Consider the following 24,938-nt stretch of genomic DNA (forward strand, 5'->3'; position numbering starts at 1 on the left):
ACTGTCGGGCTCGCACAACCCGGCTCACTGGGCTTCCAGATAGCGGTGCACCAGCGATACCGCCATCGCGCCCTCGCCGACGGCCGAGGCGACCCTCTTGACCGACTCGGCCCGCACGTCCCCGGCGGCGAACACGCCCGGCACGCTGGTCTCCAGGTGGTACGGGTCGCGCGACAGCGACCAGCCGGGCGGCCGCCGCCCCCCGGTGAGCAGATCCGGTCCGGTCACGATGAACCCGCGCCCGTCGCGGACCAGCACCCCGTCCAGCCAGTCGGTGCGGGGCTCCGCGCCGATGAAGATGAACAGCCACGAGGTGTCGACCGAGCGGGCCTCCCCGGTGCGGGTGTCGCAGAGGGTGAGCCGCTCCAGGTGGTCCTCCCCCGCGCCGCCGACCACGGCGGTGTGCGGGTGCACGGTGATCTTGTCGATCCGTTCCAGCTGGTCGATCAGGTAGCGCGACATCGAGGCGGTCAGGTCCGCGCCCCGGATGAGCAGGTGCACCCTCGACGCGTACCGGGAGAAGTGGACCGCCGCCTGACCGGCGGAGTTGGCCCCGCCGACGATGTAGACGTCCTGCTCGACGCAGCTCGGCGCCTCGGTGGCGGCAGCGCCGTAGAACACCCCCCGCCCGGTGAAGTCGGCCAGCCCCGGGGCGTCGAGCACCCGGTACGACACGCCGGTGGCCAGCACCACCGTGTGCGCGGCGATCTCGGTGCCGTCGCCGAAGCGCAGCAGCCGGGCGCCACCGGCCTCGCTGAGACCGACCACCTCCCGGGCGCTGAGCAGTTCGGCGCCGAACTTGACCGCCTGCCGTCGGGCCCGATCGGTCAACTGCGCGCCGGACACGCCGTCCGGGAAGCCCAGGTAGTTCTCGATTCGGCTGCTCTGCCCGGCCTGACCGCCGGTCGCCCGTCGCTCCACGAGCACGGTGCGCAGCCCCTCCGACGCGCCGTACACCGCCGAGCCGAGACCGGCGGGGCCACCACCGATCACCACCAGGTCGTAGAAGTCACACGCCGGCACCACTGTCAACCCGGCCAGGGCGGCCAACTCGGCCTCACTCGGGGCGACCAACGCCTTACCCTCGGGCGTCACCACCACCGGGACGTCCGCCTCGGTGGCCCCGGCCGCGTCGAGCAACCGGACGCCCTCGGGGTCGTCGGACAACAGCCACCGGTACGGCACCAGGTTGCGGGCCAGGAAGTCCCGGACCTTGAACGACGGCGCGGACCAGCGGTGCCCGACGACCCGGATCTCGACGCTCGCCGCGTCCGGGGTGACCGCCCACGCCTCCAGCAGCCCGTCGACCACCGGGTACAGCTTCTCCTCCGGCGGGTGCCAGGGCTTGAGCAGGTAGTGGTCCAGGTCGACCACGTTGATGGCCTCGATCGCGGCGTCGGTGTCCGCGTACGCGGTGAGCAGCACCCGACGGGCGGCCGGGAAGATGTCCATGGCCGCTTCGAGGAATTCGACGCCGGTCATCTCCGGCATCCGGTGGTCGGCCAGCAGCAGCGCCACCTGTTCGCCGCGCAGCTTGACCTCGCGCAGCGCGTCCAGCGCCTCGGGGCCGGAGGAGGCCCGCAGCACCCGATAGCGGTCGCCGTAGCGGCGCCGGATGTCCCGGGCGACCGCCCGGGACACCACGGGGTCGTCGTCGACGGTCAGGATCACCGGGTTCGCCATGGCGCCATGAAATCACCTGTCGAGGGTCGACCGCACCATCGCCGAGGCCGGGCCCACGGTTGACCGCCCCGCAGACGGGTAAGCCGGGAAGCCGCGCGGGCGGCCGAACATCGACGACCCGCCCGGTTGCCGCGCACACCTCGGGGGGCCCATGGCGGACGCGACACCGACCGGACCGACGACGTCGGGCGGGATCGTGGAGCTGCGGGTGCACGGCGTCTCCGGCGCGGGGGCGGACCAGGTGTTGAACCGGCCGTACGTGCACCAGGTCGCCGGGGACCGCAGCGGAGGGTTCTTCCGGCCGCGTCCCGGCTATCCGGACTCCACCGGGACGGACGGGGTGACGCTGGAGGCGTACCGCTGGAGTGACCTGCCGTCCGGGACGGCCGTACGGACGTTGTCGCTGGTCTTCCTGCTGCCGTTCATGCTCTGCAACGTGGCGCTCTGGATGCGCCCGGCGAACACCGTGTCGAAGCGCGGCTTCATGGCGCTGTGCCGGGTGCTCGCGCTCACCCTCACCGCGCTCTACGTGCTCTCCATCGTCGGAGTGGCGCTGGACCTGGTCGCCTGGCGCTGCATGGACACCCCGTCGTGCCTGGCCGGCCGGAGCTGGCTGTCCTGGCTCGGCGGGCGACCGACCGGGCTGCGCCTGGGTGTGCTGGCGCTCGTGCCGGTCGCCGCCATCGGGCTCGTCTGGTGGTTGGGCGCTCGCCCGGGCCATTCGTTCGACGCGTTCCGGACGCCCTCGACGCTGACGTCGAAACACCAGTTGAGCGCCGTCGGCCAGTGGGACGGCGAGCCGCTGGTGGGTCGACTGCGCTCGGTCCACGTCGCGGCGGCGTTCGCCACGCTGAGCGCCAGCCTGCTGGCCGCGCGAGCCAGCCAGCACCGCTCGTGGGTGATGGTGACCCTGATGACGGCCACCGCGGCGGTGCTGCTGGCCTGCCTGGTCCTGGTCACCGTGGTGCCGAGCATCGACCGCACCGACCCGTCGCCTCGGGTGGACGGGGTCTTCCGCGGGCTACGCACCATCGCCTGCGGCCTGACGATGCTGGTGATCGTGCACGTCGTCATCAGCCCGGCACCGTGGCCGCAAGGCGGTTCGCTGCCCGCCTACGGGGCGATCGTGGCCTGGCTGTTCGTCAGCCAGACCGTGCTGGTGGCCGTGCTCGGCACACTGGTGATCTGGCGGCGGGGCGGCGGGCAGAGCCGGTCACCCATCCGCGCGTTGGGAGCGCCGGTCTTCATGACGATCTCGACCGGGCTCGCCGTGGCGTTCTCCGCCGAGCTGGTCTACCGGGTGGCGGATCTGCTCGATCGCGACGGAACGACCGCGGACAGCCTGGAGACCAGCCCTCCCCTGCCGTACAAGTGGGCGATCTTCGGGTTTTTCCTGGCCGTGGTGACCGCTCTACTGGTGGCCGGTCTGGTCACCAGGATGACCCGCGGTAAGCGGCGTCGAGCGGCTCGGGCGATCGTGGCCGCCGACTTTCCGCACGCGCCGCCGCAGGCGGCGGACCGGCTGCGGCGGGTCGAGCAGACGGTGGCCCGGGCCCGTTTCACCGAGAATCTGGAACCGCTCTCCGTGGTGTACGCCTGCCTGGCGGCGCTCGGCCTGGCCACCAGCGTGCTCGGCCTGCTCCAGCTCCTACCGGGTGACGTGGCGCAGCGCTACGTGGGCGTGCCGGAGGGCATGGTCAACTTCCTGATCGGGTCGGGTAGCTATGCCATCGCCGCGATCCTGCTCGGCCTGGTGGTGGGCGGCATCTTCGCGTACCGGACAGCGCAGTTCCGTCGGTACGTGGGTGTGCTCTGGGATCTGGGCACCTTCTGGCCCCGGGCGGCGCACCCGTTCGCGCCGCCCTGCTACGCCGAGCGGGCCGTGCCGGAGTTGGCCAAGCGGATCTCCTACCTGGTGGAGCAGGGGCACTGTGTGCTGCTGGCCGGGCACAGCCACGGATCGGTGCTGCTCGCCGCCACGGTGCTGCAACTGCCCGACCGGGTCACCGACCGGGTCGCCCTGCTGACCTACGGGTCGCCGCTGGGCCGGCTGTACTCCCGGCTGTTCCCGGCGTACGCCGACGAGCCGGCGCTGCGGGAGATCGGCGAGCGGGTCGGCTGGCGCTGGATCAACCTGTGGCGCGACACCGACCCGATCGGCGGCTGGATCTTCGCCGCCCACCGTCCCGGGAAGGCCGAGACGCTGACCGGGCCGGCGGCGACGGTGGATCGACGGTTGGTCGACCCGCAGGACGTGGTGCCGGCACCCAGCGACAGCGTTCCCCCGCCGATCCTGGGGCACTGGCCGTGCGAGTCGCAGGAGGCGTTCGCCGAGGCGGTACGGGAGCTGACCGGGCGGCTACGCCCCGAACACCGGACGACCGGCTGAGGCGGCGGCCGGATATCGTCGCGGGGTGAGCCCCTCCACGCCACCCGCACGCCGGTTGATCGCCTCGAACAAGAAGGCCCGGCACGAGTACACGGTGCTGCGCACGTACGAGGCGGGCATCGTGCTGGTCGGCACCGAGGTGAAGTCGCTGCGCGAGGGGCGGGCCTCGCTGGTGGACGCGTTCGCACACGAGCGCGACGGTGAGATCGTGCTGTACGGCCTACACATCGCCGAGTACGCGTACGGCACCTGGACCAACCACGCCCCGCGCCGCAACCGCAAGCTGCTGCTGCACCGGGCCGAGATCGACCGGATCCTGGACAAGGTCCGCGAGGGCGGGGTGACCATGGTCCCGCTGTCGATGTACTTCGAGAACGGCTTCGCCAAGGTCGAGTTGGCGCTGGCCAAGGGCAAGCGCTCCTACGACAAGCGGCAGACGCTGGCCGAGCGCGACGCCAACCGGGAGATCGCCCGCGAGCTGGGCCGGCACCTCAAGGGCCACCCCCGCCGGCCCTGACCTCGGATCGTCGGTCCGGGTCACTGTCACTCACGCCGGTCGCGCGCGTCTTTCGCACGGGGTGCGGCGCGGCGCGGCCGGACATCGTTGACGCCGTTCGACGAACGTGGTCTGCTCAGTCGACGCCGTTAATGAAAACGGTAATCGTTAGCTGATGCGGAGGAGAACCATGTCACTCACCGTCCCGCCCGCCCTGCTCGACGCCGCCGAACGCGGCCCCGTCGACGACGAGGCGTTCATCGCCTGCGTCCGCGAATCGTTGCCCTACGCATGGGCCACCGTCAGCCGGGTGGTCGCCGAGCTGGAGACCGGCGACGACGACCTGGCCGACAACGTCGTCCCGCCGCCGACCGACGCCGACCGGGGGCAACTGCTCCGGGCGCTGGCCAGCGACGCGATCCGCGCCAGTCTGGAACGGCACTTCGGCGTACGCCTGGCGTTCCAGAACTGCCACCGTGTCGCCGCGTTCCGCCCGTCGGCCGTCGACGGCGAGCGCTACCGCCGCTTCGTGTCGACCCGTGGCCAACTGCTCAACCAGTCGCCGGAGCTTCGCAACTGCTGAGGGCGCCGGGTGGACCCGTCGGCGACGCCGGCGGGTCCACCCAGGCGCTAGCGGCCGATCTTGTCCAGCTCGGCGAGATCGTCGTCGGAGAGGGAGAGCGCGGCACCCGCGACGTTCTCGCGCAGGTGCGTCGCGGACGAGGTGCCCGGGATCAGCAGGATGTTCGGCGACCGTCGCAGCAGCCAGGCCAGGGCCACCGACATCGGTGACGCCTCCAGCCGGGCGGCCACGGTCGAGAGCACCGAGGACTGCAGGGGGCTGAAGCCACCGAGGGGAAAGAACGGGACGTAGGCGACGCCCTGCCCGGCGAGCGCGTCGATCAGCTCGTCGTCGCGACGGTGCGCGAGGTTGTACATGTTCTGCACGCACACGATCGGTGCGATCGCCTGCGCCTCGGCGACCTGTTCCGGCGTCGCGTTGCTCACGCCGAGGTGCCGGATCAGGCCCTGCCGCTGAAGGTCGGCGAGTGTCTCGAACGCCTCGGCGACCGAACCGGGCAGCGGGCCCGCCGCGTCGCCGAGCCGGAGGTTGACAAGGTCGAGCACGTCGAGACCGAGGGTCTCGAGGTTCTCGTGCACGGACCGGCGCAGGCTCTCCGGATCACGGGCCGGAGGCCAGCCGCCCTGCTGGTCACGGTTCGCACCGACCTTGGTCACGATGTGCAGCGAATCGGGGTACGGGTGCAGCGCTTCCCGGATCAGCTGGTTGGTGACGTGCGGCCCGTAGGCCTCGGAGGTGTCGATGTGGGTCATACCCAGCTCGACGGCCGTGCGCAGGACGGCGAGTGCGCCATCGTGGTCGGCCGGCGGTCCCATGACCCGGGGGCCGGCCAGCTGCATGGCGCCGTAGCCGAACCGGGTGACCGTCAGGCCTCCCAAGGTCCAGGTGCCGCCGGGAAGGGAGGTGGTGATCATGTTCTTACCTCTGGCTCTCGTGTCGCGCCGAGCGGTGCTGGCGCATCGTCTACCTGCTCCACAATCGGGGTGTAACTTCACTATCGGAAGTAGGCACCTGAAGGTGCGTAACGCCCCGGCGGCTGGAGGAGCGGCGATGACGACGACCACGGCGGCGCAGAAGAAGGCTCAGGCCAAGGTGGAATATGACGCCTTCCTGGCGCAATGTCCGAGTCGCAAACTGATCGACCGCATCGCGGACAAGTGGGTCACCCTGGTGCTGGCGGCGCTGAACAGCGACGGGTCGCACCGCTTCGGCCTCGACTGCGCCGGCGAGCCCCGGCCAATGCGCTACTCGGAGCTGTCGCGCCTCCTGGCCGGAGTCAGTCAGAAGATGCTCACCCAGACACTGCGCTCCCTGGAACGCGACGGTCTGATCACTCGCACCGTGGTGCCGACCGTGCCCGTCACCGTGACCTACGAACTGACCGACCTCGGCATCTCCCTGCACCACGTGATGCGCGGCCTGAAGGGTTGGGCCGAAACGCACATGGACGACGTGCTCGCCAACCGCGCCACGTACGACAACCGGGACGCCTGAGCCCCCGGCACGACGCCGCCCCCAGGCCGAAGGGGAGACACGCAGCCACGGCAGCAGAAGCCCACAGAGGTACGCAGACACGACTCGCCATGGCCTTTTGCGCTCGCAGATGCGGCAGCTAGGGTGAGCCGGTGACGATGTTCCGGATCGGTGAGGCGGCCGACCTGCTCGGTGTCAGCAGCGACACCATTCGCCGCTGGGTGGACGCCGGGCGGCTGACGGCAGGGCGTGACGAGCACGGCCACCGGGTGATCGACGGCGTCGACCTGGCGGCGTTCGCCCGCGCCCAGGCCGCCGACCCGGACGCGGGCACCGAGTTCTCCTCGGCCCGCAACCGGCTGCGCGGCATTGTCGTCGACGTCCGCAAGGACACGGTGATGGCCCAGGTCGACATCCAGGCCGGCCCGTTCCGGGTCGTGTCGCTGATGAGTCGGGAGGCGGTCGACGAGCTCGATCTGCGGGTCGGGTCGGTGGCCGTCGCGGTGATCAAGTCGACAACGGTGGTGGTGGAGCGGGCCGCACCAGCCCCGAACAGGGGAAGGTCGGGCGGATGAGCGCGCGGGCGACGCGTACGGCGATGGCCGTGGTCATGGCGCTGACGGTCGCCGGCTGCGGCGCGGGCGACGATCGAGCAACCGACGGCAGCGGGGACGGCCGGGTGACCGGCACGGTGACCGTGTTCGCGGCCGCCTCGCTGACCGAGTCGTTCCGCCGGATCGGCGAGGACTTCGAGGCCGCCAACCCCGGCAGCGCCGTGACCCTCAACGTCGCGGGCAGCTCCGCCCTGGCCAACCAGATCAACCAGGGTGCGCCGGCGGACGTGTTCGCCTCCGCCGCCCCGGCGAACATGGCCACGGTCACCGAGGCGGGCAACGCCGACGGCACACCGGCCACCTTCGCCCGCAACCAGTTGGTCATCGCGGTGCCCCGGGGCAACCCGGGAGGCGTGACCGGGCTGGCCGACCTGAGCCGGCCCGGCGTGAAGGTGGCGCGCTGCGCCGACCAGGTGCCCTGCGGCGCGGCGGCCCGCACCGCCCTGGACACGGCCGGCGTCGCGCTGACGCCCGTCACCCTTGAACAGGACGTCAGGGGCGCGCTCGCCAAGGTGAAGCTCGGTGAGGTCGACGCGGCAGTGGTCTACCGCTCCGACGTGCGAGCGGCGAGCGCGGACGTGACCGCTGTGGAGTTTCCCGAGTCGGCGCGGGCGGTGAACGACTATCCGATCGTCGCGCTGAAGGACGCGCCGAACCCCGCCGGCGCGAGGGCGTTCGTCGCGTACGTCCGCTCGGAGCCGGCGCAGGCGGTCCTCGCCGAGGCGGGGTTCCAGGCCCCGTGAGGCAGGTCCGCGACGACACCGCACGCGAGCGTGACGACACGGCACGCGAGCGCCGGGTCACGCCGCGGCGGCGAGGGCGGGTGCCGGCGGCGCTGCTGATTCCCGCCGGGCTGGGGCTGCTCTTCCTCGTCCTGCCGTTGGTCGGGCTGGTGATCCGGGTGCCGTGGACCACCCTGCCGCAGCGGCTCACCGAGCCGGGCGCGTTGACCGCCCTGCGGCTGTCGGTGCAGACCGCGACCCTGGCCACCGCGCTCTGCCTGCTGCTCGGGGTGCCGCTCGCCTGGGTGCTGGCCCGGGTCGAGTTCCCCGGCCGCCGGCTGGTGCGCGCGCTGGTCACCGTGCCGCTGGTGCTGCCGCCGGTGGTCGGTGGGGTGGCGCTGCTGCTGGTCTTCGGCCGGCGTGGGCTGCTCGGCGGATGGCTCGACGCCACCTTCGGCATCACTCTGCCGTTCACCACCGCGGGTGTCATGTTGGCCGAGTCGTTCGTGGCCATGCCGTTCCTGGTGATCGCCGTCGAGGGTGCGCTGCGCGCCGCCGACCACCGCTACGAGGAGGCCGCCGCGACGTTGGGTGCCAGCCGGTGGACCGCCTTCACCCACGTCACGCTGCCGTTGGTGGCGCCCGGGTTGGCCGCCGGGGCGGTGCTCTGCTGGGCGCGGGCGCTCGGCGAGTTCGGTGCCACCATCACCTTCGCCGGCAACTATCCCGGCCGTACGCAGACCATGCCGCTCGCCGTCTACCTCGCGTTGGAGACCGACCTGGAGTCCGCGATCGTGCTCAGCCTGGTGCTGCTCGTCGTGTCGGTGGGCATCCTGGTCGCGTTGCGCGACCGCTGGATGAGCAGCGCATGAGCGGCGCGCTGCTGGACGCCCGGCTCGTCGTCGACCGGGGTGCCTTCCGACTCGACGTGCCGCTTCGGGTCGCGCCCGGCGAGGTGGTCGCGCTACTTGGCCCGAACGGCGCCGGCAAGACCACCGCGCTGCGCGCGCTGGCCGGGCTGCATCCGCTCACCGCCGGCCACGTCACCCTCGACGCCGTCGACCTGGACCGCCCGGCGACGCGCGGTTGGGTGCCCACCGAGCGCCGGCCGATCGGCGTGGTCTTCCAGGACTACCTGCTCTTCCCGCACCTCAGCGCATTGGACAACGTGGCCTTCGGGCCGCGCCGGCACGGCGTCGAGCGGCGGGCCGCCCGCGCCACGGCCCGGGAGTGGCTGACCCGGGTGGGGCTTGACGCGCAGGCGCAGCGCCGGCCCCGGCAGCTCTCCGGCGGTCAGGCGCAGCGGGTGGCGCTGGCCCGCGCGCTGGCCGTGGCGCCGTCGCTGTTGTTGCTGGACGAGCCGCTCGCCGCGCTGGACGCCCGCACCCGGTTGGACACCCGCGCGGAGTTGCACCGGCACCTGTCCGCGCACGCGGGCGCGACGGTGTTGGTCACCCACGACCCGCTGGACGCGCTGGCGCTGGCCGACCGACTGGTCATCGTCGAGGGTGGCCGGGTGGTGCAGGAGGGCGACGGCCCGAGCGTGACCGCCCGGCCGCGCACCGACTACGTCGCCCGGCTGGTCGGGTTGAACCTGTACCGGGGCCGCGCCGACGGGCACGGGGTGCGGATTTCACCGGACCTGACCCTCACTGTCGCCGACCGGTTGGACGGCGAAGCGTTCGTGGCGTTCCGCCCGGCTGCGGTGGCTCTGCACCCGGCCCGGCCGGAGGGCAGCGCGCGCAACACCTGGGCGGGGACGGTGGTCGGCGTCCAACGCCACGGTGACAACGTGCGGGTGCAACTGGACGGGCCGATCGGGGTGGCCGCCGACGTCACGCCGGCCGCCGCGGCTCAACTGCGGCTGATCCCGGGTCAGCGGGTGTGGGTGGCGGTCAAGGCGACCGAGACGCACGCGTACCCGGCCACCGGCTGACCCCGGGCCGCTGGCCCGCACGGACCGGGCCGCTGACCGGTGTGGACGCTGCCTGGCGTGGACGCGGGTCAGCCGGCGAGCAGGTCGTTGTGTGCGGCGCGCAGCCGGGCCAGTGCCGGGTCGCTGCCCGGAACGATCCGGCGATCCAGCTCGGACCACACCTCGGCCAGCGCCGCGCGGACCGCACCCAGCTCGGCGGCGTGCCGCTGGCTGCTGCGTCGGTGCTGCTCGTCGAGGCGCCGGGCCCAGCCGGCAGTGACCGCGGCGAGCCGGTCGGTGTCGGCGCGGGCCTGCGCGGCGCTGCGGGCGGCCGCGGCGGGAACGATCGCGGCGATCGGGCGGGGATCGCCGTCGCGGGTGACGACGGTGACCGCGTCGGTCAGCTCGGCCAGCGCGACGAGCTGGCTGAACCGGGTGCGCGCCTCACGCAGCGGCACGGAACGCGGCGGGTCGGGACGAGGGGTGAGCGCGGGGACGGCCATGGATGCATGGTGTCGCCCGGGTATGACAACTATTCGCGGTCGTCAGTGGAGAGTGACTGGCGCGTCCCGCCACTCGTCGGCCAGCACGGACCAGACTTCGAGGTCGATCCGACCGTCCGGACCGGGGCTGACCTGGCGGAGCGTGCCGTCGAGGCGCAGACCGAGCCGACGGGCGAGGGCCTTGCTGCGGGTGTTGTCGGCGGTGGTCCGCCACTCCACCCGCTGGATGCCGCGCTCGCGCACCGCCCAGTCGACGATCCGGCGGACCGCCGGTGCGACCATGCCCCTTCCCTCGGCTGCCGGCTCCACCCAGCAGCCGACCTCGCAGACACCTCGGGTCACGTCGAACGACACGAGCATCACCCCGCCGACCAGCGTGCCGCGCCACCACAGCCCCCAGATGCCGCCGCTGTCGCTGGCCCACCGGTCGGCGTACCGCTGCAACACCGCTCGGGCCGACGAAAGGTCGGTGGCCACGAAGGTCGGTGACACCCACGGCCGGATGTGTTCCCGGGCCCGATCGAGGTTGGCGAGGAACTCCTCGGCCCGCCACGGCTCCAGCGGGCGCAGTTCGACGTCCTCGGTCAGCGGTAGGGCGAACACCGGGCCTCCAGCAAAGGTGCGCTTCCAACGACGGGTAGCAGGCTCGCACAGGCAGGGAGCCGGGGATCGCGTCGGGGGCACGGCCCGATCAGATGATCGTGTGGGTCCAGTAGCTGAGCCAGAGCACGAACAGCACGCCCTGCACCAGGGCGAGCATCGCGGTCAGCCACACGTCGACGCTGGCGTGCCGGGCCCAGCGGGCCAGCACCAACGCCACCGGGAAGGCGGCGAGCAGATAGCGCAGCAGGCTCTTGTACACCGGCGGGCCCATCGACAGCGGCACCAGCACCATGAGGACGCCGTACACCAGGTAGGCCAGTTCCCGGCGGCGGAACCCGGCGACCAGCACGGCCAGGACGGCCACGGCGAACCACACCCGGGCGGCGTCGAACGGCTCTCCGGTCAACCCGTTCACCAGCACCGGCACCGGGTTCTGCACCTTGATCCCCCACCCGGTCTGCTGGGCATGCTGGTAGGCGAACCAGTCCCCACCCCGCCACCGGCAGTACGCCATGAAGGTGAACCACCCGAGGGGCAGCAGCAGCAACGGCCAACCGATGCGCAGGTAGCCGAGCAGGGCGCGGGGGCCGAGCCGCCAGTCGTGCTGCCGGAGCAGCACCAGGGCCAGCGGCAGCACCACGAGCAGGCCGACGGAGCGGCTCATCGCCAGGAAGTAACCCAACACTCCGACCAGCAGCCACCGGCGTCGCTCGGCGTAGTAGAAGGTGGCCAACGCGAGGCAGACGAAGAGCGACTCGGTCAACGCGGCCTGGAACAGGAACGCGGTCGGCAGCAGCACCAGATACCGGGTGAACCGGCGGGCCGCGTGGACGTCGCCGAGCAGCAACTCGGCCAGCCGGTAGCCGTACCAGAGCGCCAGCAGGAACGCGACGTTGCTGATCAGCAGCAGGGCGAGGGCGGTGTCGCCGCCGAACAGCACACCGACCGGCCGGGCCAGGAACGGGTACAGCAGGGGAAAGCCGAAGTCCACCCACGTCCCGGTCAGCGGCAGGGTGCTCAGCCGCAGGTAGAGCAGCGAGTCCCAGGCGAACCAGAAGGATATCCAGCGGTGCCCGGAGACCTCCCGCTGTTGTGCCCACATCAACGCCTCGTCCGGCGGCGGGGCCCCGGGGACACCGTCCCAGGCGTGCAGAACCAGGAGCCCGAGCAGGGTGAGCAGCAGCTTCGCGCCGAGGAACAGGCCGATGACGTACGGCCAGGGCGCCGGCACCCGACGGGCCAGGCGCGCCCCGCCGCGGCCTGCCACGACCGCCCGCGCGGCCAGCGCCGCCGCGCCGCTGCGCCACCTGTCCATCCGCCCGCTCCCCCGCTCCGCCGGCCGCGCGGAACGTCGCTCTTCTCGTGGTACGCCGCAGCGCGCCCCGCCGAAGCGAGGACCAGCCGCCACTAAGTGTGACATTCTGCGCAGAACGGGTAGACGCCGCGCCTCAACCATGGCGGTGAGCAGGGGGAGCGCGTCAGCATGAGCGAGCAGAACTGCACGGTGGTCATCGGCGCGGGGCCGGCCGGGCTCACCGCGGCCTACGAACTGCTCCGGCACGGCCGGTCGGTCCATGTGTTCGAGGCCGACGAGGTGGTCGGCGGGATCAGCCGGACCGTGGAGCGCGACGGGTGGCGGTTCGACATCGGCGGGCACCGGTTCTTCACCAAGGTGCCGCGGGTGCAGGCGTTCTGGCACGAGATCCTGCCGGACGAGGACTTCCTGACCCGGCCCCGGATGAGCCGCATCTTCTACCGGGGAGCCCTGTTCGACTACCCGCTGAGCGCCATGAACGCCCTGCGCAATCTGGGTCTGCCGGAGGCCGCCCGCTGCCTCGGCTCGTACGCCCGCGCCCGGCTGCGACCCCCACGCGACCAGTCACACTTCGAGGGCTGGGTGTCGGCCCGGTTCGGCTGGCGGCTGTACTCGATCTTCTTCAAGACGTACACCGAGAAGGTGTGGGGTATGCCGGCGGACCGGTTGCAGGCCGACTGGGCGGCGCAACGGATCAAGAACCTGTCGCTGGCCACGGCGATCCGCAACGCGCTGCTGCCCCGGCGTCGGCGCACCGACGTGACCAGCCTGATCGAGGAGTTCCAGTACCCGAAGTACGGGCCCGGGATGATGTGGGAGCGCTGCGCCGAGCAGGTCCGCAAGCGAGGCGGGCAGTTGTCCACCGGCAGTTGGGTCACCGCCGTGCACCGCGACCCGGCCCGCCAGCGGGCGATCAGCGTGACGGTCAACGGCACGGGCGGGCAGCGTACCGAGGCAGCCGACCATGTGATCTCGTCCATGCCGATCTCGGAGCTGGTGACCGCGCTTCACCCACCGGCGCCGCCGGAGGTGCTGGCCTGCGCGGCTGACCTGCGCTACCGCGACTTCCTGACGGTCGCCCTGGTCGTGCCGGCGGAATTCTCGTTTCCGGACAACTGGATCTACGTGCACGATCCGGGAGTGCGGGTGGGCCGAATTCAGAACTTCGGCTCCTGGTCGCCGTACCTGGTGAAGGACGGCCGCACCTGCCTGGGGCTGGAGTACTTCGTGTTCGAGGACGACGAGATGTGGCGTACCGCGGATGCCGATCTGGTGGCCCTCGCCACCGCGGAGCTTACGCGGTTGGGGTTGGTGCGACCCGGTGTGGTGGAGGCCGGCTACGTCGTGCGCATGCCCAAGGCCTACCCGGTGTACGACGAGCGCTACCAGCACAACGTGGACGTGATTCGGGCCTGGCTGGCCGAGGCGGTGCCGAACGTGCATCCGGTGGGCCGCAACGGCATGCACCGCTACAACAACCAGGACCACTCGATGCTGACCGCGATGCTCACCGCCGAGAACATCGCCACCGGGAGTACGCACGACGTCTGGTCGGTCAACGTGGAGCAGGACTATCACGAGCAATCCGGTGGCGGCGACAGCCGGCGGGGCACGGGCCGGGACGCGCCGGTGGTGCCCAGCCGGCTCATCGCGGCACCGATCACCCTGCCCGAGGGGTCGGACGACCGAGCCCCTGTCGCGACTCCCCCGTCGCACGCGTGAAGCCGAGCACGCTCTCGCGGCACGGGTGGGTGCTCAACGCGGCAGGTGCGTGCAGTGGGCCACTGTGGCGTCGTCCGGGCTGTGCCCATCCGCGCCACCGGTGGTCTGCGCCTCGGCCTGCCGGACGCGGGCGATGACGCCGGCCGGCCCGCTGCTGCGGAGCAGGTCCAGCACACCCGGCCAGTCGGTCTGACCGTACGGGCTGACGATGCGGCTGGCGCCGTTGCTGAGCACCGCGACGCCGTTCAGGCCGGCGAGGGATCGGCTGCCGGTCACCGCCTCGCGCGCCGCGCGCGGGTCGTCCTTGGCGATCCAGTAGCCGCCCGGCTGGTTGCGGCGGGCACGCAGCACGGTGGCGCAGGAGGCGCGCACCCGGTCGTACTGCGGGGTTCCCCGGACCACGCCGGCCAGCGGCGCCGAGCATTCCCGCCGTGCGGCCGTCTCGCGCTCATCGGTGACCACCTGCGGGCCGGCGTCGGCCCGGTCGAGGACGAGGAAGGAATCCGCGAGCACGAGCCAGTCCAGGCGGCCCGGCTGGACGCGGACCATCGCGACCGTGGCCTGCGGGCTGCTGGGATCCGCGATGTCGCAGGTGTCGCCGTGCTCGGTGGCAATCTCACCGATGGCGGTGGCGAGGACCGCGGCGAGGTCCCGCCCGTCGCCGCGTGACAGGTGGCCGAGCAGCGCGCCGCCGAGGCGGTGCGTGTACCAGGCGACACCGTGGAAGCAGAGGTGCTCGGCCCCCGGAATGCCGGCACCGTCGAGCAGGACGACAGCGCCAGGAACCGCACCGACGAAGTCCTCGTTCGGCCGATCGGCCCTGCCGGCGCTCGTCGCCATGCTGACCTGCACTCGTAGGCTCCTGTCTGGGCTAGCGTCGCCATTGTGTGGGTACGGCCAGGATCGCCCGACGGCCGGCGCTGCGGCCAGCCCGGCGACCGCGGTGGGGCGGGAGGTCGGTGCTGACCCGCTCGTGGTCGCGCTTCGGATCACGTTGGGCTTCGGCGCGTGATGCCGTCCAGGATGGTGGTCAGATTGTGGTTGAAGGTTTCCTCGGCATTGAGGTGGGCGCCGTCGATGACGAGCCGGGCCACGGTGGGGTACCTGCCGGTTTTCAACATGCGCGTGAGGTATGGGCCGAGGCTGGCCTGAAAGGCGGCTTCGTCGGTGCCGGTGGAACGTGCGGTGCGTCGCTCGGTGACCTCTTTGCGGACCGCTCCGATGATGAAGGCGTTGAGGGCACCCACGGCTCGCTGAAGGTCGTCGATGTCACGCACGCCGGGGGCCGCACTGAGCGCCGCTGCGGTCGCTTCGCCCACGGCGAGCGCGTGCGGTCCCAGGTGTGGCCGTCCGCCGAGCAGGTCCGCGAACCACTCATGATCAAGGGCGGCATCGCGGGTCGCCTGGGCGATGCCCAGCACCGTGGCGCGCCACCCGCCCCGCTGGCCTACCTCGGCGATCCGGGCATAGACAACGTCGACCATCAGGTCGAGTAGCTCGGACTTGTTCATCACGTAGTCGTAGAGCCGCATCGGACCGACACCGAGCTCTTTGGCGATCTTGCGCAACGACAGCCCGTCGAGGCCGTCCGCGTCGGCAAGCCGGATCGCCGTAGCAGCGATCTTCTCCCGGCTCAACGGCACCGGCACCGCCCTCGGCTGAGGTTCGGGCCGCTCCCACACGGGGAGCGGCCCGCTACCGTACGGTGTATCCACAGATACAGTGTACGGTAGCTCCGTGAGAACGCGAATTGCGATCGCCGGTGGCGGTCTCGGCGGGTTGACGCTGGCACGGATCCTGCACCAGCACGGCATCGACGCGGTGGTGTACGACCGGGAGGCAAGCCGGTCCGCGCGCCCCCAGGGCGGTGCCCTCGATCTGCACCCGGAGTCCGGGCAACTGGCCCTGGCTGAGGCGGGTCTCGCCGGCCGGTTCCGGTCGGAGGCGCGGCCCGACGGCGAGGAACATCGCATCCTCGACCCGACCGGACGCACCCTGGTGCACCATGAGCCGCAACCTGGCTCATTCTCCGGACGACCCGAGATCGACCGGAGCGCACTGCGTGATCTCCTACTCGACTCCCTCCCCGGCGACACGGTTCTCTGGCGGCACCGGCTGGTCGCGGCGACCCCGCGACCCGACACGGGCTGGGAACTGACGTTCCACGACGGCCACCGAACCAGCTGCGACATCCTCATCGGCGCGGACGGCGCACGTTCGGTCGTCCGGTCACTGCTGACCGACGTCGAACTGTCCTATGTGGCAACGCTCGTGGAGCTGAGTGTCGACGACGTCGACCGGCGCCATCCCGATCTCGCCGAGTTGGTCGGCCCCGGGAACCTGTGGTGCGTCGGCGTGAACCGGATCCTGGCAGCACAACGTCTCGGCGACGGCAGCCTCCGGGTCGGAATCTCGCTGCGCGCGCAGGACCAGCCCCTCGACACGTACCGTAGTGAGCGAGCCCTGCTGGACATGTTCGCTGGCTGGGACCCCTGCCTCACCGCACTCATCATGGCCGCCGACAGCCCGCCGACGCCACGCCTGATCGAGGCGATGCCCACCGGTACGCGCTGGACCAACCGGCCGGGCGTCACCCTCATCGGCGACGCCGCGCACCTCATGCCACCGGTCGGCGAGGGAGCGAACCAGGCCATGCTCGACGCCGCAGAACTCGCCGGCCAGCTCGCCGCCAACCCCGCCGACCCGAATGCGGCGATCCGGAGTTACGAAGAGTCGATGTTCACCAGGACTCACCCGATCGCCGAGATGTCCGCACGAGTCCAGGCCATGATGCTCTCCCCTACCGCGGCGGAAGACATTGTTCGCTTCTTCAGCCGGCCGGCGGAACCGGCACGCACAGACTGACATCTGCCACTGTGGACGTTGGCGGGCGATAATCGTGCTATGACGACGGATGCGCACCCTGAATCCGGTCTTCGCAAGGCCACCTTGACGGATCAGGACCTGGTGGAAACATCGTGGGATCACTGCCGAGTTCACGCGCTCGCCGTGACCGACGACGAGGGCCCGCCCGAGGACCCGACCCTGGACTACCGGGAGGACGACGACCTCGACCCCACCGCACCGTCGGCCTTGCAGTTGCGTCTCGACCTCGACTACATCGTGCGGCGGGTCGATCCGGGGCCGATGCGGGACATCCGCTTCTGGGTCGCGCCGGCCACGCTGATCTTTCACAGCGTGTGGGACATCGTCGGCGGCTTGCACTCCGTGTGTCTGCCGTTCGAGTTGAAGAACCTGCGCCAGGAGGCCCCCTCACAGTCAGGGGAGCCTTGCTGGCACCTGGAGGGGCGCAACCTGGACCTGAGGTTCCAGGCGTCGAGCTACACCTTGTACCTGCGCCAGCCCCCGCGTTACGGCCCTCGGGTGCTCCGGATGGCCGAACGGGGTGGCATCGGCTTCGACCCGAAGCCGTTCGCCTGACCGGGGACGAGCCTGGCCCGCGCCGCGACGCCCGACGCGGCCGGCTGCGGTCCCTACCTCATTGCTCATCAGGATGCGCCGTCGTCGCGACGTCGCGATCTCCTACCGGTCGGTGGCACCGTGCTGCACCACGCCCAGGGCCGGTCCACCGTCGAGCGCCAGGTTGGTGGAAGGCGGTATACCTCGAAGGTATTTCTATGACTCAGCGATATACCGCTCGACGAGACACGTCGCGTCGCTGAGCCGTCGGCCGAAAGGCCGGCACACTTGGCCGGGTCTTCGACTTCGGGATCGACGGGTATCAACCGTGTTGGTTGAACGGGACAGACCGGGTCGCGAAGCAACACGGAGGGCGCCTGGGCAGGCTAGTCGGCCGAACGCTCACGGGTTCGTGGATCGTGTGGGATTCCGAACGTGACGAGTGGTTTGCCGACTGCCCGGTGGTGCTCGACTTCGCCGGGGAGCGCCTGGAAGTCAATCACCAGAAGTTCGATGACGTGTCGACACCTGGAACTCGGTGGACGCCGGCACGGTGGGAAACCGCTTACCAGCAAGCTATTGACGATCGTCACTGGCCGTCAGTACCGTGATGCGGGCAGCGAGAAAGCGCTTTCCGACCCTCACCGTCCGACAGGGAGCGCCCCCATGCCCCGACACCTCCGCGCGTTCTGCCTGATCCTGCTCGCCATCGCCACCGTGGCGAGCACCACCACCGCCCTGCCCGCCGAGGCCGCCCCACGCTTCCGGGTGTTGGTCTTCTCCAAGATCACCAACTTCTACCACGACTCGATCCCGGCCGGCATCGCGGCGATCCAGCAGCTCGGCACCGCCCACAACTTCGAGGTCGTCGCCACCACCGACGCCGGTGCCTTCACCGACGCCAACCTCGCCACCTTCGACGCTCTCGTTTTCAACAACACCAACAGCCTCCCGACCTCGGGCGACCTGCTCAACGCCAGCCAGCGGGCGGCACTACAGACGTTCATCCGCAACGGCGGCGGCTGGGCCGGCCTGCACGCCGCCTCAGCCAGCGAACGCGACTGGCAGTGGTACGAGGGCCTGGTCGGCACGATCTTCGACTACCACCCCGACTTCTCGTCCACCGGCGGCGCCTTCCCCGGCCGGGTCAAGGTGCTCGACCGGGCGCACCCCTCCACCCGCAACCTGCCGGAGCTCTGGGAGCAGAGCGAGGAGTGGTACAACTGGCGGACCAACCCGACCGGCAACGTGCACACCCTCGCCCAGATCAAGGTGCGCGACGGGATCAACGGCCTGGACGAGGGCGTCGACCACGCGTACTCCTGGTGTCAGCGCTACGACGGCGGCCGGTCCTGGTTCACCGCCGGTGGGCACGCCAGCTCCCAGTTCAGCAGCGCGACCTTCCTGGAGCACCTGCGCTACGGCATCGAGTGGGCGGCCGGAGCGGTCGCTGGTGACTGCTCGGCCACGAAGACCAGCAACTTCGAACGGGTCGGGCTGGTCACCGAGAACCTGGCCGACCCGTTCGAGCTGGCCGTCGGCCCGGACCGGAAGGTCTACTACATCCAGCGCACCGGCGCGTTGAAGGTGGTCAACTCCGACACCCTCCAGGTCACCACGCTGCTGGACTTCGCGTACACCTCGGCGATGACCGACCAGTCCGACGGGCTGCTCGGAATGACCCTGGACCGCAACTTCGCCAGCAACGGCTGGATCTACCTGCTCTGGTCGGACAAGACCCTCAAACAGCTCAACCTGTCCCGGTTCACTGTCGCCAACAACAGCGTCGCGCTCTCCTCGGAGAAACGCCTGCTGGCCATCCCCACCTACCGGGGTGAGGGCCGGGCCAACTCGCACATGGGCGGATCGCTGGCCATGGACGCCGCCGGACGGCTCTACGCGGCGATCGGTGACAACACCGACCCGTTCGCCTCCAGCGGCTACACCCCCGTCGACGAGCGCGCCGGCCGCGCCGCCTGGGACGCCCAGGGCACCGCCGGCAACACCAACGACCTACGCGGCAAGATCCTGCGGATCACCCCACAAGCCGACGGTACGTACACAGTGCCGAGCGGCAACCTCTTCCCTGCCGGCACCGCGAGGACCCGGCCGGAGATCTACGCGATGGGCATGCGCAACCCGTTCCGGATCACCATCGAGCCGCAGACCAACGCGGTGCTGGTGGCCGACTACGGCCCGGACGCCCGCGCCGCCGACCCCAACCGTGGCCCGGAGGGGACTGTCGAGTTCAACCGGATCACCAGCGCCGGCAACTTCGGCTGGCCGTACTGTGTGGGCAACAACATCCCGTTCAACGACTACAACTTTGCCACCAACACCTCGGGGGCGAAGTTCAACTGCGCCGCACCGGTGAACAACTCACCCAACAACACCGGCCTGACCACCCTGCCGGCGGCAAAGTCGGCGCTGGTCTGGTACGCGTACTCCGCCTCCACCCAGTTCCCGGAGCTGGGCACCGGCGGTGGCGGGCCGATGAGTGGCCCGGTCTACGACTACGACCCGGCCAACACCCGCACGACGAAGTTCCCGGAGTACTTCGAGGGCAAGTGGATCACCTATGAGCTGACCCGCAGGTGGTTCAAGACGCTGTCGATCCACAAGACGGCGCAGACCTTCAACAACTCGCGCTTCGGGCCGACCGCCGTCGGTGACCTCCAGTCGATCAACGGGATCTTCGGCAACATGAGCTGGGTCCAGCCCTTCGAGGCGGAGTTCGGCCCGGACGGTTCGCTCTACGTCATCGACTTCGGCGAGGGCACCGGCAGCGGACGCGGCGGCAGCAACGCCGGCGCGGGCATCTACCGGATCGACTACGTCGCCAACGGACGGCCACCGACCGCGAAGATCGCCGCCACCCCGGACAGCGGGCGTACGCCGCTCGCTGTCAGCTTGTCCTCGGCCGGGTCGACAGCCGGTGACGGGTCGGCGCTCAGCTACGCCTGGGACTTCACCAACGACGGCAGCACCGACTCCACCGCCGCCAACCCGAGCCACACCTACTCGACGGCCGGCAGGCACACCGCCCGGCTGACCGTCCGCAACGGCGGCAACGGGTTGACCGCCACCGCGGTCACCGAGGTGGTGGTCGGCAACACCCGACCCACGGTGACCATCAGCGTGCCCGACGGTGGCTTCTTCGACTTCGGCGACAAGATCCCGTACACGGTGACGGTCACCGACCCGGAGGACACCAACATCGACTGCGCGAAGGTGACGGTGCAGACGCAGCTCGGCCACGACCAGCACGCCCACCCGTTGGACGTGTATACCGGCTGCTCGGGGCTGCTCGCCACCGAGGCGGACGCGGGTGACGGCCACGGGCCGGGGCAGAACCTCTACACCCTGATCACCGCGCAGTACACCGACGGCGGCGCGGCCGGCGGCGTACCGGCGCTGACCGGCTCGACCCGGGTCCAGTTGCAGCCCAAGAGCAAGGAGGCCGAGCACTTCAGCGCCCAGTCCGGCGTCACGGTCAACGACCGGGCCACCGCCCGCGCCGGCAAACGGCTCGGCGACGTCGACCACAACGACTGGGTGGCGTTCGGGCCGGCGGACCTGCGCAACGTCGGCTCGGTGACGCTGGGGGTGACCAACGGCGGCTTCGGCGGCACCATCGAGCTGCGGACCGGCTCGCCGACCGGCACGCTGATCGGCTCGGCCACCATCGGGTCGACCGGCGGGTGGGACAACCTGGTCTCCCCCACCGTCACCCTGACCAACAAGCCCACCGGCACCACCACCCTGTACGCGAAGTTCGTCAACGCCGCCCAGTCCGGCGGCACCCCGGACCTGCTCGCACTCGACTGGCTACGGTTCAACGGCGCCGGGGTCAAACTGGAGCCGGGCGGGACGCTGTCAGTGGCGGCGAACCCGGCCAGCGGCACCGGAACGCTGAACACCACGCTGACCGCCACCGCCACCGCACCGGCCGGGCAGAGCATCACCGACTACGCGTGGGACTTCGGTGACAACAGCGCCGTCACGCACGGAGCGACGCTACGGTCGATCGCCCACAGCTACAGTCGCAAGGGGACCTTCACCGCCCGGGTGACGACCACCTACAGCACCGGCGAGACCCGCTCGATCAACCTGACCATCAGGGTCACCTGACCACAGCACGGTGGCGGGCGGAGGTCGAGCCCGCCCGCCACCACTCGCCCCGCCCGACCCGTCCGAGACGTCAAGGCGCCCGGACGCGTGGCCCAGACAGCGACGTCGATCATCGCCGGCAACGTCGTGCAGATGTCCAGCAAATGATCTGACCGGTGGCCCCGGGGTGTGGGGCGGTGCACGTCGGCACCGCCCCACACCCCGGCTGCACGGTTACTGCCAGGAACCCTGCTGGGTGTAGACGAGGTTGCCCGGGACGACCACCCCGCCCTTGGTGCGGTACTCGGTGTACGCCCAGAAGTCACCCTCGGCCAGCGGCTTCTTCGGCTGCAACGTGAACCCGTACGTCAATCCCCGCTCCACCGTGGACGGCAGGGTGAGGGTCGCACCGGCGTACTTGGCGTCGCGACCGATGATGGCGTGACTCAGGTCGAAGTCGACGACCGGGCCACCGGACACCTGCGCGAACACGTAGGCGGTGTAGCGCCCCGGCTCGGGCAGGAACTTGTACGCCTGCTCGTCGCTGGTCCAGAACCTGTCACTGCTGTAGATCAGGGTGTTGCCCTTGTACAGGTAGAGATCGAGGTTCGCGTTCGGATCGTCGGTGCTGGTCTCGACGACAATGCCGGCGGTGTTCGCCGGCACTGTGAAGTCGACCTTCTTCACGCCGGCGGCGCTCGGGTCGAACACGCCGCCGTAGACGCCGGCCGGCATCGAGTACGAGTCGCGCCGCATCGGGGTGTAGCCGGTGCTGCGTCCGGCGAGCGGCCCGGTGAAGCCCGGCTGGACCGAGCCGAGCGCCCCGTTGGTCATCCGGGCGAATTCCTCACCGTCGTCGGCGTACGGGCGGGGTGCGATGCCCCACGGCCGGGCGGCGACCGGGATCCGGGCGGTGTGGGCAGTGCCGCGCCAGGTGATCGACCCGGTCACGTACCGGTCCCAGGGTGCGCTGCCCCGACGCAGGGTGATGGTGACCGTCTTGGACTTGCCGGGGGCCAGCGTCACCGCTGCCGGCGACACGGTGACCTTCATGCCGGGCAGGCCGGAAACCGACGAGCGGTAGGTCTCCCGCGCCTTGCCCACATTGGTCAGGGTGCGGGTGAGGGTCACCGGGCGGGTGCCGTCGTATTCGCGCAACGAGATGGCCGGCAGGTTGAGTGCCTTGCCGTCGGGCTGCGCCGTCTCGCTGAACTCGACCAGTTCCGCCGCCGTCGGCTCGATGACCAGACCCGGGTCGGAGGCCCCGGGCAGGTTGATGAACCCGCTGCCCTGCTCCAGGGGGTTGCTGGTGCCGACCGTGTCGGTGGCGGTGGTGCGCAACGCCGAGGCGACCGCGCCGGGCGACCACTCCGGGTGGGTGGCGCGCAGGATCGCTGCCGCGCCGGCCACGTACGGCGAGGCCATCGAGGTGCCCGAGTACGCGTCGTACTGTCGCCCGAAGTTGCCCGCCGGTGAGACCGCGGCGATGATGTTCGACCCCGGCGCGACCAGGTCCGGCTTGAAGACGCCGAGGGTCACCTTGTCCGGGCCGGTGGAGGAGAAGTCCGCCACGCTGGGGATGCCGGGAACGCTGGAGCCGTCGCCGCCGGTGCGCAACGACACCGTCGCGTCGGTCGGGTGGCGCATCAGGTAGTTGAACAGCTTGCCGGCCTGCTTCTCGGTCGGCAGGTAGACCACCGGGAAGTTGAAGATGGAGTTGATCCGGTAGTTGCCGACCGGGTCGAACACCACCATCGCCGCCCCGCCCTTGGCCTTGATCTCGGCGGCGGAGCCGAACATGTCGGAGAGCGCGCAGGCGACCACCTTGCCCTTGATCTTGGCGGGGTCGAGGCTGCCCGGCTCGCAGTAGACCGCACCCAGATCCGGCGAGCCGGCCTGTTCACCGAAGACCATCGGCCGTGCGTCGCCACCGGGCAGGGCGTCCAGCGAGCCGCCGACCAGCTTGGTGCCGTCGCCCAACTTGGCGGTGGCCTCGTCGAGCTTGGTCACCGCCGCGCCGACCGTGGTCACCCAGGGTGCCGCGTTGCTGATCGCCCCACTCACGATGCCGGTGTTGCCGGCCGACGCCGCTACGAAGACCCCAGCCAGCGAGGCGTTGAGGAACGCCACGCCGATGGGGGTGTTGGCCTCCCAGTCGCCGAGCTCGGAACCGATCGAGAAGTTCAGCACCTGCACGCCGTCGGCGACGGCCGCGTCGATGCCGGCGATGATGTCGGCGTCGAACCCCATGCCGCCCCAGAGCACCTTGTAGACGGCGATCTGGGCGTCCGGCGCCACCCCGGAGACGGGACCGAAGCCGCGGCCGTCGATGGTGACGTTCGGCAGGGCCAGACCGGCCGCCGTGGACGCGGTGTGGGTGCCGTGCCCGGACATGTCGCGGGGGGAGAGCACCTCACCGTCGGGTACCGAGCCGCCGCCGGCGAGCCAGGTGTCGGCGAAGTAGCGGGCGCCAACGATCTTGCCGTTGCAGTGCTCGGCCACGAAGGCGACGCCGGCCTGGCAGGTGCCGTGCCAGGTCGCGGGGGCGGTCATCTTCTTGGCGAACGACGCGCTCTCCGGCCAGATGCCGGTGTCCAGGACGCCGATCACCGTGCCCGCGCCCGTGCCGGGACCGGGCTTGGCCGGTCGGCCGGCGCGGTCCGTCGGTGCCGACTGCTCGGCGCCACTGGGGGCGGCGGGCGTCGGGTTGGCGGCCGGCGGCGTGGCTGCGGCGGGCGGCGTCGAAGGGGTGCCGAGGGCCTGCGCGGCGGTGACGGCGCGGACCCGCTTGTCCGCCCGCAGCGTGCTCACCTGCTGGGCGGTCAGCTTCGCCGAGAACCCGTTGAAGGCTGTGGTGTAGACGGCGTTTACCTTGACCCCGGCTGCGGCGGCGACGGCGCCGCGCTGCGCGTCGAGGTGCCGGCGGTACACCTGCGACGGCGTCGACGTCACGTCCAGCCGGTTGCCCGCCGCCGGGCGGGTCCGCGCCAGACCGGACACCCCACCGGTGTACGTGGTCAACGGCTCCTCGGCCAGTTCGACGACGTACATGCCGGAGCCGGTCGCGTCCACGGCCGCCTTCGGGTTGGCCGCGCGGTTGCCGCCGGGTCGACGGTCGGCTCCGTCGGTCAGTGTGGCTTTCTTGTCGGACCCCGAGGTGAAGTAACCGGCGCCGTTGCCGTTACCCGACGACCCGACGGGTGCCGCCGACGCCGTTCCCGCGACACCGGTGGTGCCGCTGACCAGGGCGAAGACCAGCGTCGGTATCGCTAGTCTTCGCAGTCTTTTTCCGCTCGTGCTGGTAGCCACGAGGCTCCTCTCACGTACTCCCTTGTGGAGTCCTACTGATCTTTCGCGATCCGCCGATGGGAGCGCTGCCCCACCTAAGTA

The 24,938-nt window shown here is 70.9% G+C and carries 20 protein-coding genes; 12 read left to right on the plus strand and 8 right to left on the minus strand.

The window, feature by feature from the left end:
- Window positions 1-24: 24 nt before the first annotated feature.
- On the minus strand, window positions 25-1,683 hold the full coding sequence (locus DLJ59_RS16220; RefSeq protein WP_124773478.1) for an NAD(P)/FAD-dependent oxidoreductase: 1,659 nt from the start codon (window positions 1,681-1,683) through the stop codon (window positions 25-27).
- A 151-nt stretch (window positions 1,684-1,834) separates the two neighbouring features.
- Between DLJ59_RS16220 and DLJ59_RS16225 the strand changes: the two genes are divergently transcribed.
- From DLJ59_RS16225 to DLJ59_RS16235, 3 genes are all read left to right on the plus strand, one after another.
- Window positions 1,835-4,072 (plus strand): hypothetical protein, encoded by a 2,238-nt coding sequence (locus tag DLJ59_RS16225; protein WP_124773479.1) that lies wholly within the window; start codon window positions 1,835-1,837, stop codon window positions 4,070-4,072.
- 25 nt (window positions 4,073-4,097) lie between these two features.
- Window positions 4,098-4,589 carry an SsrA-binding protein SmpB gene (gene smpB, locus DLJ59_RS16230; protein ID WP_030327414.1) on the plus strand — a complete coding sequence of 164 codons (492 nt, stop codon included), beginning with the start codon at window positions 4,098-4,100 and terminating at the stop codon, window positions 4,587-4,589.
- Window positions 4,590-4,758: 169 nt separating this feature from the next.
- On the plus strand, window positions 4,759-5,151 hold the full coding sequence (locus tag DLJ59_RS16235; RefSeq protein WP_124773480.1) for an SCO5389 family protein: 393 nt from the start codon (window positions 4,759-4,761) through the stop codon (window positions 5,149-5,151).
- 47 nt (window positions 5,152-5,198) lie between these two features.
- Here the strand turns inward: DLJ59_RS16235 and DLJ59_RS16240 are convergent, their stop codons facing one another.
- Window positions 5,199-6,065 carry an aldo/keto reductase family oxidoreductase gene (locus DLJ59_RS16240; RefSeq protein WP_124773481.1) on the minus strand — a complete coding sequence of 289 codons (867 nt, stop codon included), beginning with the start codon at window positions 6,063-6,065 and terminating at the stop codon, window positions 5,199-5,201.
- Window positions 6,066-6,201: 136 nt separating this feature from the next.
- Here DLJ59_RS16240 and DLJ59_RS16245 point away from each other — a divergent pair, with 136 nt between their 5' ends.
- The 5 genes from DLJ59_RS16245 to DLJ59_RS16265 all read left to right on the plus strand — a co-directional run bounded on the left by DLJ59_RS16245 (window position 6,202) and on the right by DLJ59_RS16265 (window position 9,896).
- Window positions 6,202-6,645 (plus strand): winged helix-turn-helix transcriptional regulator, encoded by a 444-nt coding sequence (locus tag DLJ59_RS16245; protein WP_124773482.1) that lies wholly within the window; start codon window positions 6,202-6,204, stop codon window positions 6,643-6,645.
- A 131-nt stretch (window positions 6,646-6,776) separates the two neighbouring features.
- Window positions 6,777-7,199, plus strand: a complete 423-nt coding sequence (locus DLJ59_RS16250) for a TOBE domain-containing protein (protein WP_124773483.1) — start codon at window positions 6,777-6,779, stop codon at window positions 7,197-7,199.
- Entirely contained in the window at window positions 7,196-7,981 is a 786-nt protein-coding gene (gene modA, locus DLJ59_RS16255; RefSeq protein ID WP_208648717.1) for a molybdate ABC transporter substrate-binding protein, read from the plus strand. Before DLJ59_RS16250 ends, modA begins: the two co-directional genes overlap by 4 nt.
- 80 nt (window positions 7,982-8,061) lie before the next feature.
- Complete coding sequence (locus DLJ59_RS16260) at window positions 8,062-8,832, plus strand: ABC transporter permease (RefSeq protein ID WP_124773510.1); 771 nt, start codon at window positions 8,062-8,064, stop codon at window positions 8,830-8,832.
- Complete coding sequence (locus DLJ59_RS16265) at window positions 8,829-9,896, plus strand: ABC transporter ATP-binding protein (RefSeq protein ID WP_124773484.1); 1,068 nt, start codon at window positions 8,829-8,831, stop codon at window positions 9,894-9,896. Before DLJ59_RS16260 ends, DLJ59_RS16265 begins: the two co-directional genes overlap by 4 nt.
- Before the next feature lie 68 nt (window positions 9,897-9,964).
- On the opposite strand, the gene DLJ59_RS16270 is transcribed toward DLJ59_RS16265, so the two are convergent.
- The 3 genes from DLJ59_RS16270 to DLJ59_RS16280 all read right to left on the minus strand — a co-directional run bounded on the left by DLJ59_RS16270 (window position 9,965) and on the right by DLJ59_RS16280 (window position 12,296).
- Window positions 9,965-10,378: a type II toxin-antitoxin system Phd/YefM family antitoxin gene (locus tag DLJ59_RS16270; RefSeq protein WP_124773485.1), complete on the minus strand. Its 414-nt coding sequence runs from the start codon at window positions 10,376-10,378 to the stop codon at window positions 9,965-9,967.
- Between the two features lie 42 nt (window positions 10,379-10,420).
- The gene (locus tag DLJ59_RS16275) at window positions 10,421-10,981 is read right to left on the minus strand and encodes a GNAT family N-acetyltransferase (RefSeq protein WP_124773486.1); all 561 of its coding nucleotides are present in this window, start codon (window positions 10,979-10,981) and stop codon (window positions 10,421-10,423) included.
- Between the two features lie 88 nt (window positions 10,982-11,069).
- Window positions 11,070-12,296, minus strand: a complete 1,227-nt coding sequence (locus DLJ59_RS16280; RefSeq protein ID WP_124773487.1) for a hypothetical protein — start codon at window positions 12,294-12,296, stop codon at window positions 11,070-11,072.
- A gap of 168 nt (window positions 12,297-12,464) precedes the next feature.
- Between DLJ59_RS16280 and DLJ59_RS16285 the strand changes: the two genes are divergently transcribed.
- Window positions 12,465-14,018: an NAD(P)/FAD-dependent oxidoreductase gene (locus DLJ59_RS16285; protein ID WP_124773488.1), complete on the plus strand. Its 1,554-nt coding sequence runs from the start codon at window positions 12,465-12,467 to the stop codon at window positions 14,016-14,018.
- Window positions 14,019-14,051: 33 nt separating this feature from the next.
- Here DLJ59_RS16285 and DLJ59_RS16290 read toward each other — a convergent pair whose 3' ends face one another.
- Window positions 14,052-14,870, minus strand: a complete 819-nt coding sequence (locus DLJ59_RS16290; RefSeq protein WP_208648718.1) for a hypothetical protein — start codon at window positions 14,868-14,870, stop codon at window positions 14,052-14,054.
- A gap of 137 nt (window positions 14,871-15,007) precedes the next feature.
- Window positions 15,008-15,667 (minus strand): TetR/AcrR family transcriptional regulator, encoded by a 660-nt coding sequence (locus DLJ59_RS16295; protein ID WP_244236061.1) that lies wholly within the window; start codon window positions 15,665-15,667, stop codon window positions 15,008-15,010.
- 88 nt (window positions 15,668-15,755) lie between these two features.
- Between DLJ59_RS16295 and DLJ59_RS16300 the strand changes: the two genes are divergently transcribed.
- From DLJ59_RS16300 to DLJ59_RS16310, 3 genes are all read left to right on the plus strand, one after another.
- On the plus strand, window positions 15,756-16,883 hold the full coding sequence (locus tag DLJ59_RS16300) for an FAD-dependent oxidoreductase (RefSeq protein ID WP_124773490.1): 1,128 nt from the start codon (window positions 15,756-15,758) through the stop codon (window positions 16,881-16,883).
- 144 nt (window positions 16,884-17,027) lie between these two features.
- On the plus strand, window positions 17,028-17,459 hold the full coding sequence (locus DLJ59_RS16305; protein ID WP_124773491.1) for a hypothetical protein: 432 nt from the start codon (window positions 17,028-17,030) through the stop codon (window positions 17,457-17,459).
- Window positions 17,460-18,104: 645 nt separating this feature from the next.
- Window positions 18,105-21,569: a ThuA domain-containing protein gene (locus DLJ59_RS16310; protein WP_124773492.1), complete on the plus strand. Its 3,465-nt coding sequence runs from the start codon at window positions 18,105-18,107 to the stop codon at window positions 21,567-21,569.
- A 213-nt stretch (window positions 21,570-21,782) separates the two neighbouring features.
- On the opposite strand, the gene DLJ59_RS37900 is transcribed toward DLJ59_RS16310, so the two are convergent.
- On the minus strand, window positions 21,783-24,857 hold the full coding sequence (locus tag DLJ59_RS37900; RefSeq protein WP_124773493.1) for a S8 family serine peptidase: 3,075 nt from the start codon (window positions 24,855-24,857) through the stop codon (window positions 21,783-21,785).
- Between the last annotated feature and the right edge of the window lie 81 nt (window positions 24,858-24,938).

It is taken from the genome of Micromonospora inaquosa (assembly GCF_003857055.1).
Classification (GTDB): Bacteria; Actinomycetota; Actinomycetes; order Mycobacteriales; family Micromonosporaceae; genus Micromonospora; species Micromonospora inaquosa.

Bases quoted from the DNA above. Each gene is read 5' to 3' on its own strand.
- DLJ59_RS16220 (WP_124773478.1), bottom strand. From the start codon at position 1,683: ATGGCGAACCCGGTGATCCTGACCGTCGACGACGACCCCGTGGTGTCC.
- DLJ59_RS16225 (WP_124773479.1), top strand. From the start codon at position 1,835: ATGGCGGACGCGACACCGACCGGACCGACGACGTCGGGCGGGATCGTG.
- DLJ59_RS16235 (WP_124773480.1), top strand. From the start codon at position 4,759: ATGTCACTCACCGTCCCGCCCGCCCTGCTCGACGCCGCCGAACGCGGC.
- DLJ59_RS16240 (WP_124773481.1), bottom strand. From the start codon at position 6,065: ATGATCACCACCTCCCTTCCCGGCGGCACCTGGACCTTGGGAGGCCTG.
- DLJ59_RS16245 (WP_124773482.1), top strand. From the start codon at position 6,202: ATGACGACGACCACGGCGGCGCAGAAGAAGGCTCAGGCCAAGGTGGAA.
- modA (WP_208648717.1), top strand. From the start codon at position 7,196: ATGAGCGCGCGGGCGACGCGTACGGCGATGGCCGTGGTCATGGCGCTG.
- DLJ59_RS16265 (WP_124773484.1), top strand. From the start codon at position 8,829: ATGAGCGGCGCGCTGCTGGACGCCCGGCTCGTCGTCGACCGGGGTGCC.
- DLJ59_RS16270 (WP_124773485.1), bottom strand. From the start codon at position 10,378: ATGGCCGTCCCCGCGCTCACCCCTCGTCCCGACCCGCCGCGTTCCGTG.
- DLJ59_RS16280 (WP_124773487.1), bottom strand. From the start codon at position 12,296: ATGGACAGGTGGCGCAGCGGCGCGGCGGCGCTGGCCGCGCGGGCGGTC.
- DLJ59_RS16285 (WP_124773488.1), top strand. From the start codon at position 12,465: ATGAGCGAGCAGAACTGCACGGTGGTCATCGGCGCGGGGCCGGCCGGG.
- DLJ59_RS16310 (WP_124773492.1), top strand. From the start codon at position 18,105: ATGCCCCGACACCTCCGCGCGTTCTGCCTGATCCTGCTCGCCATCGCC.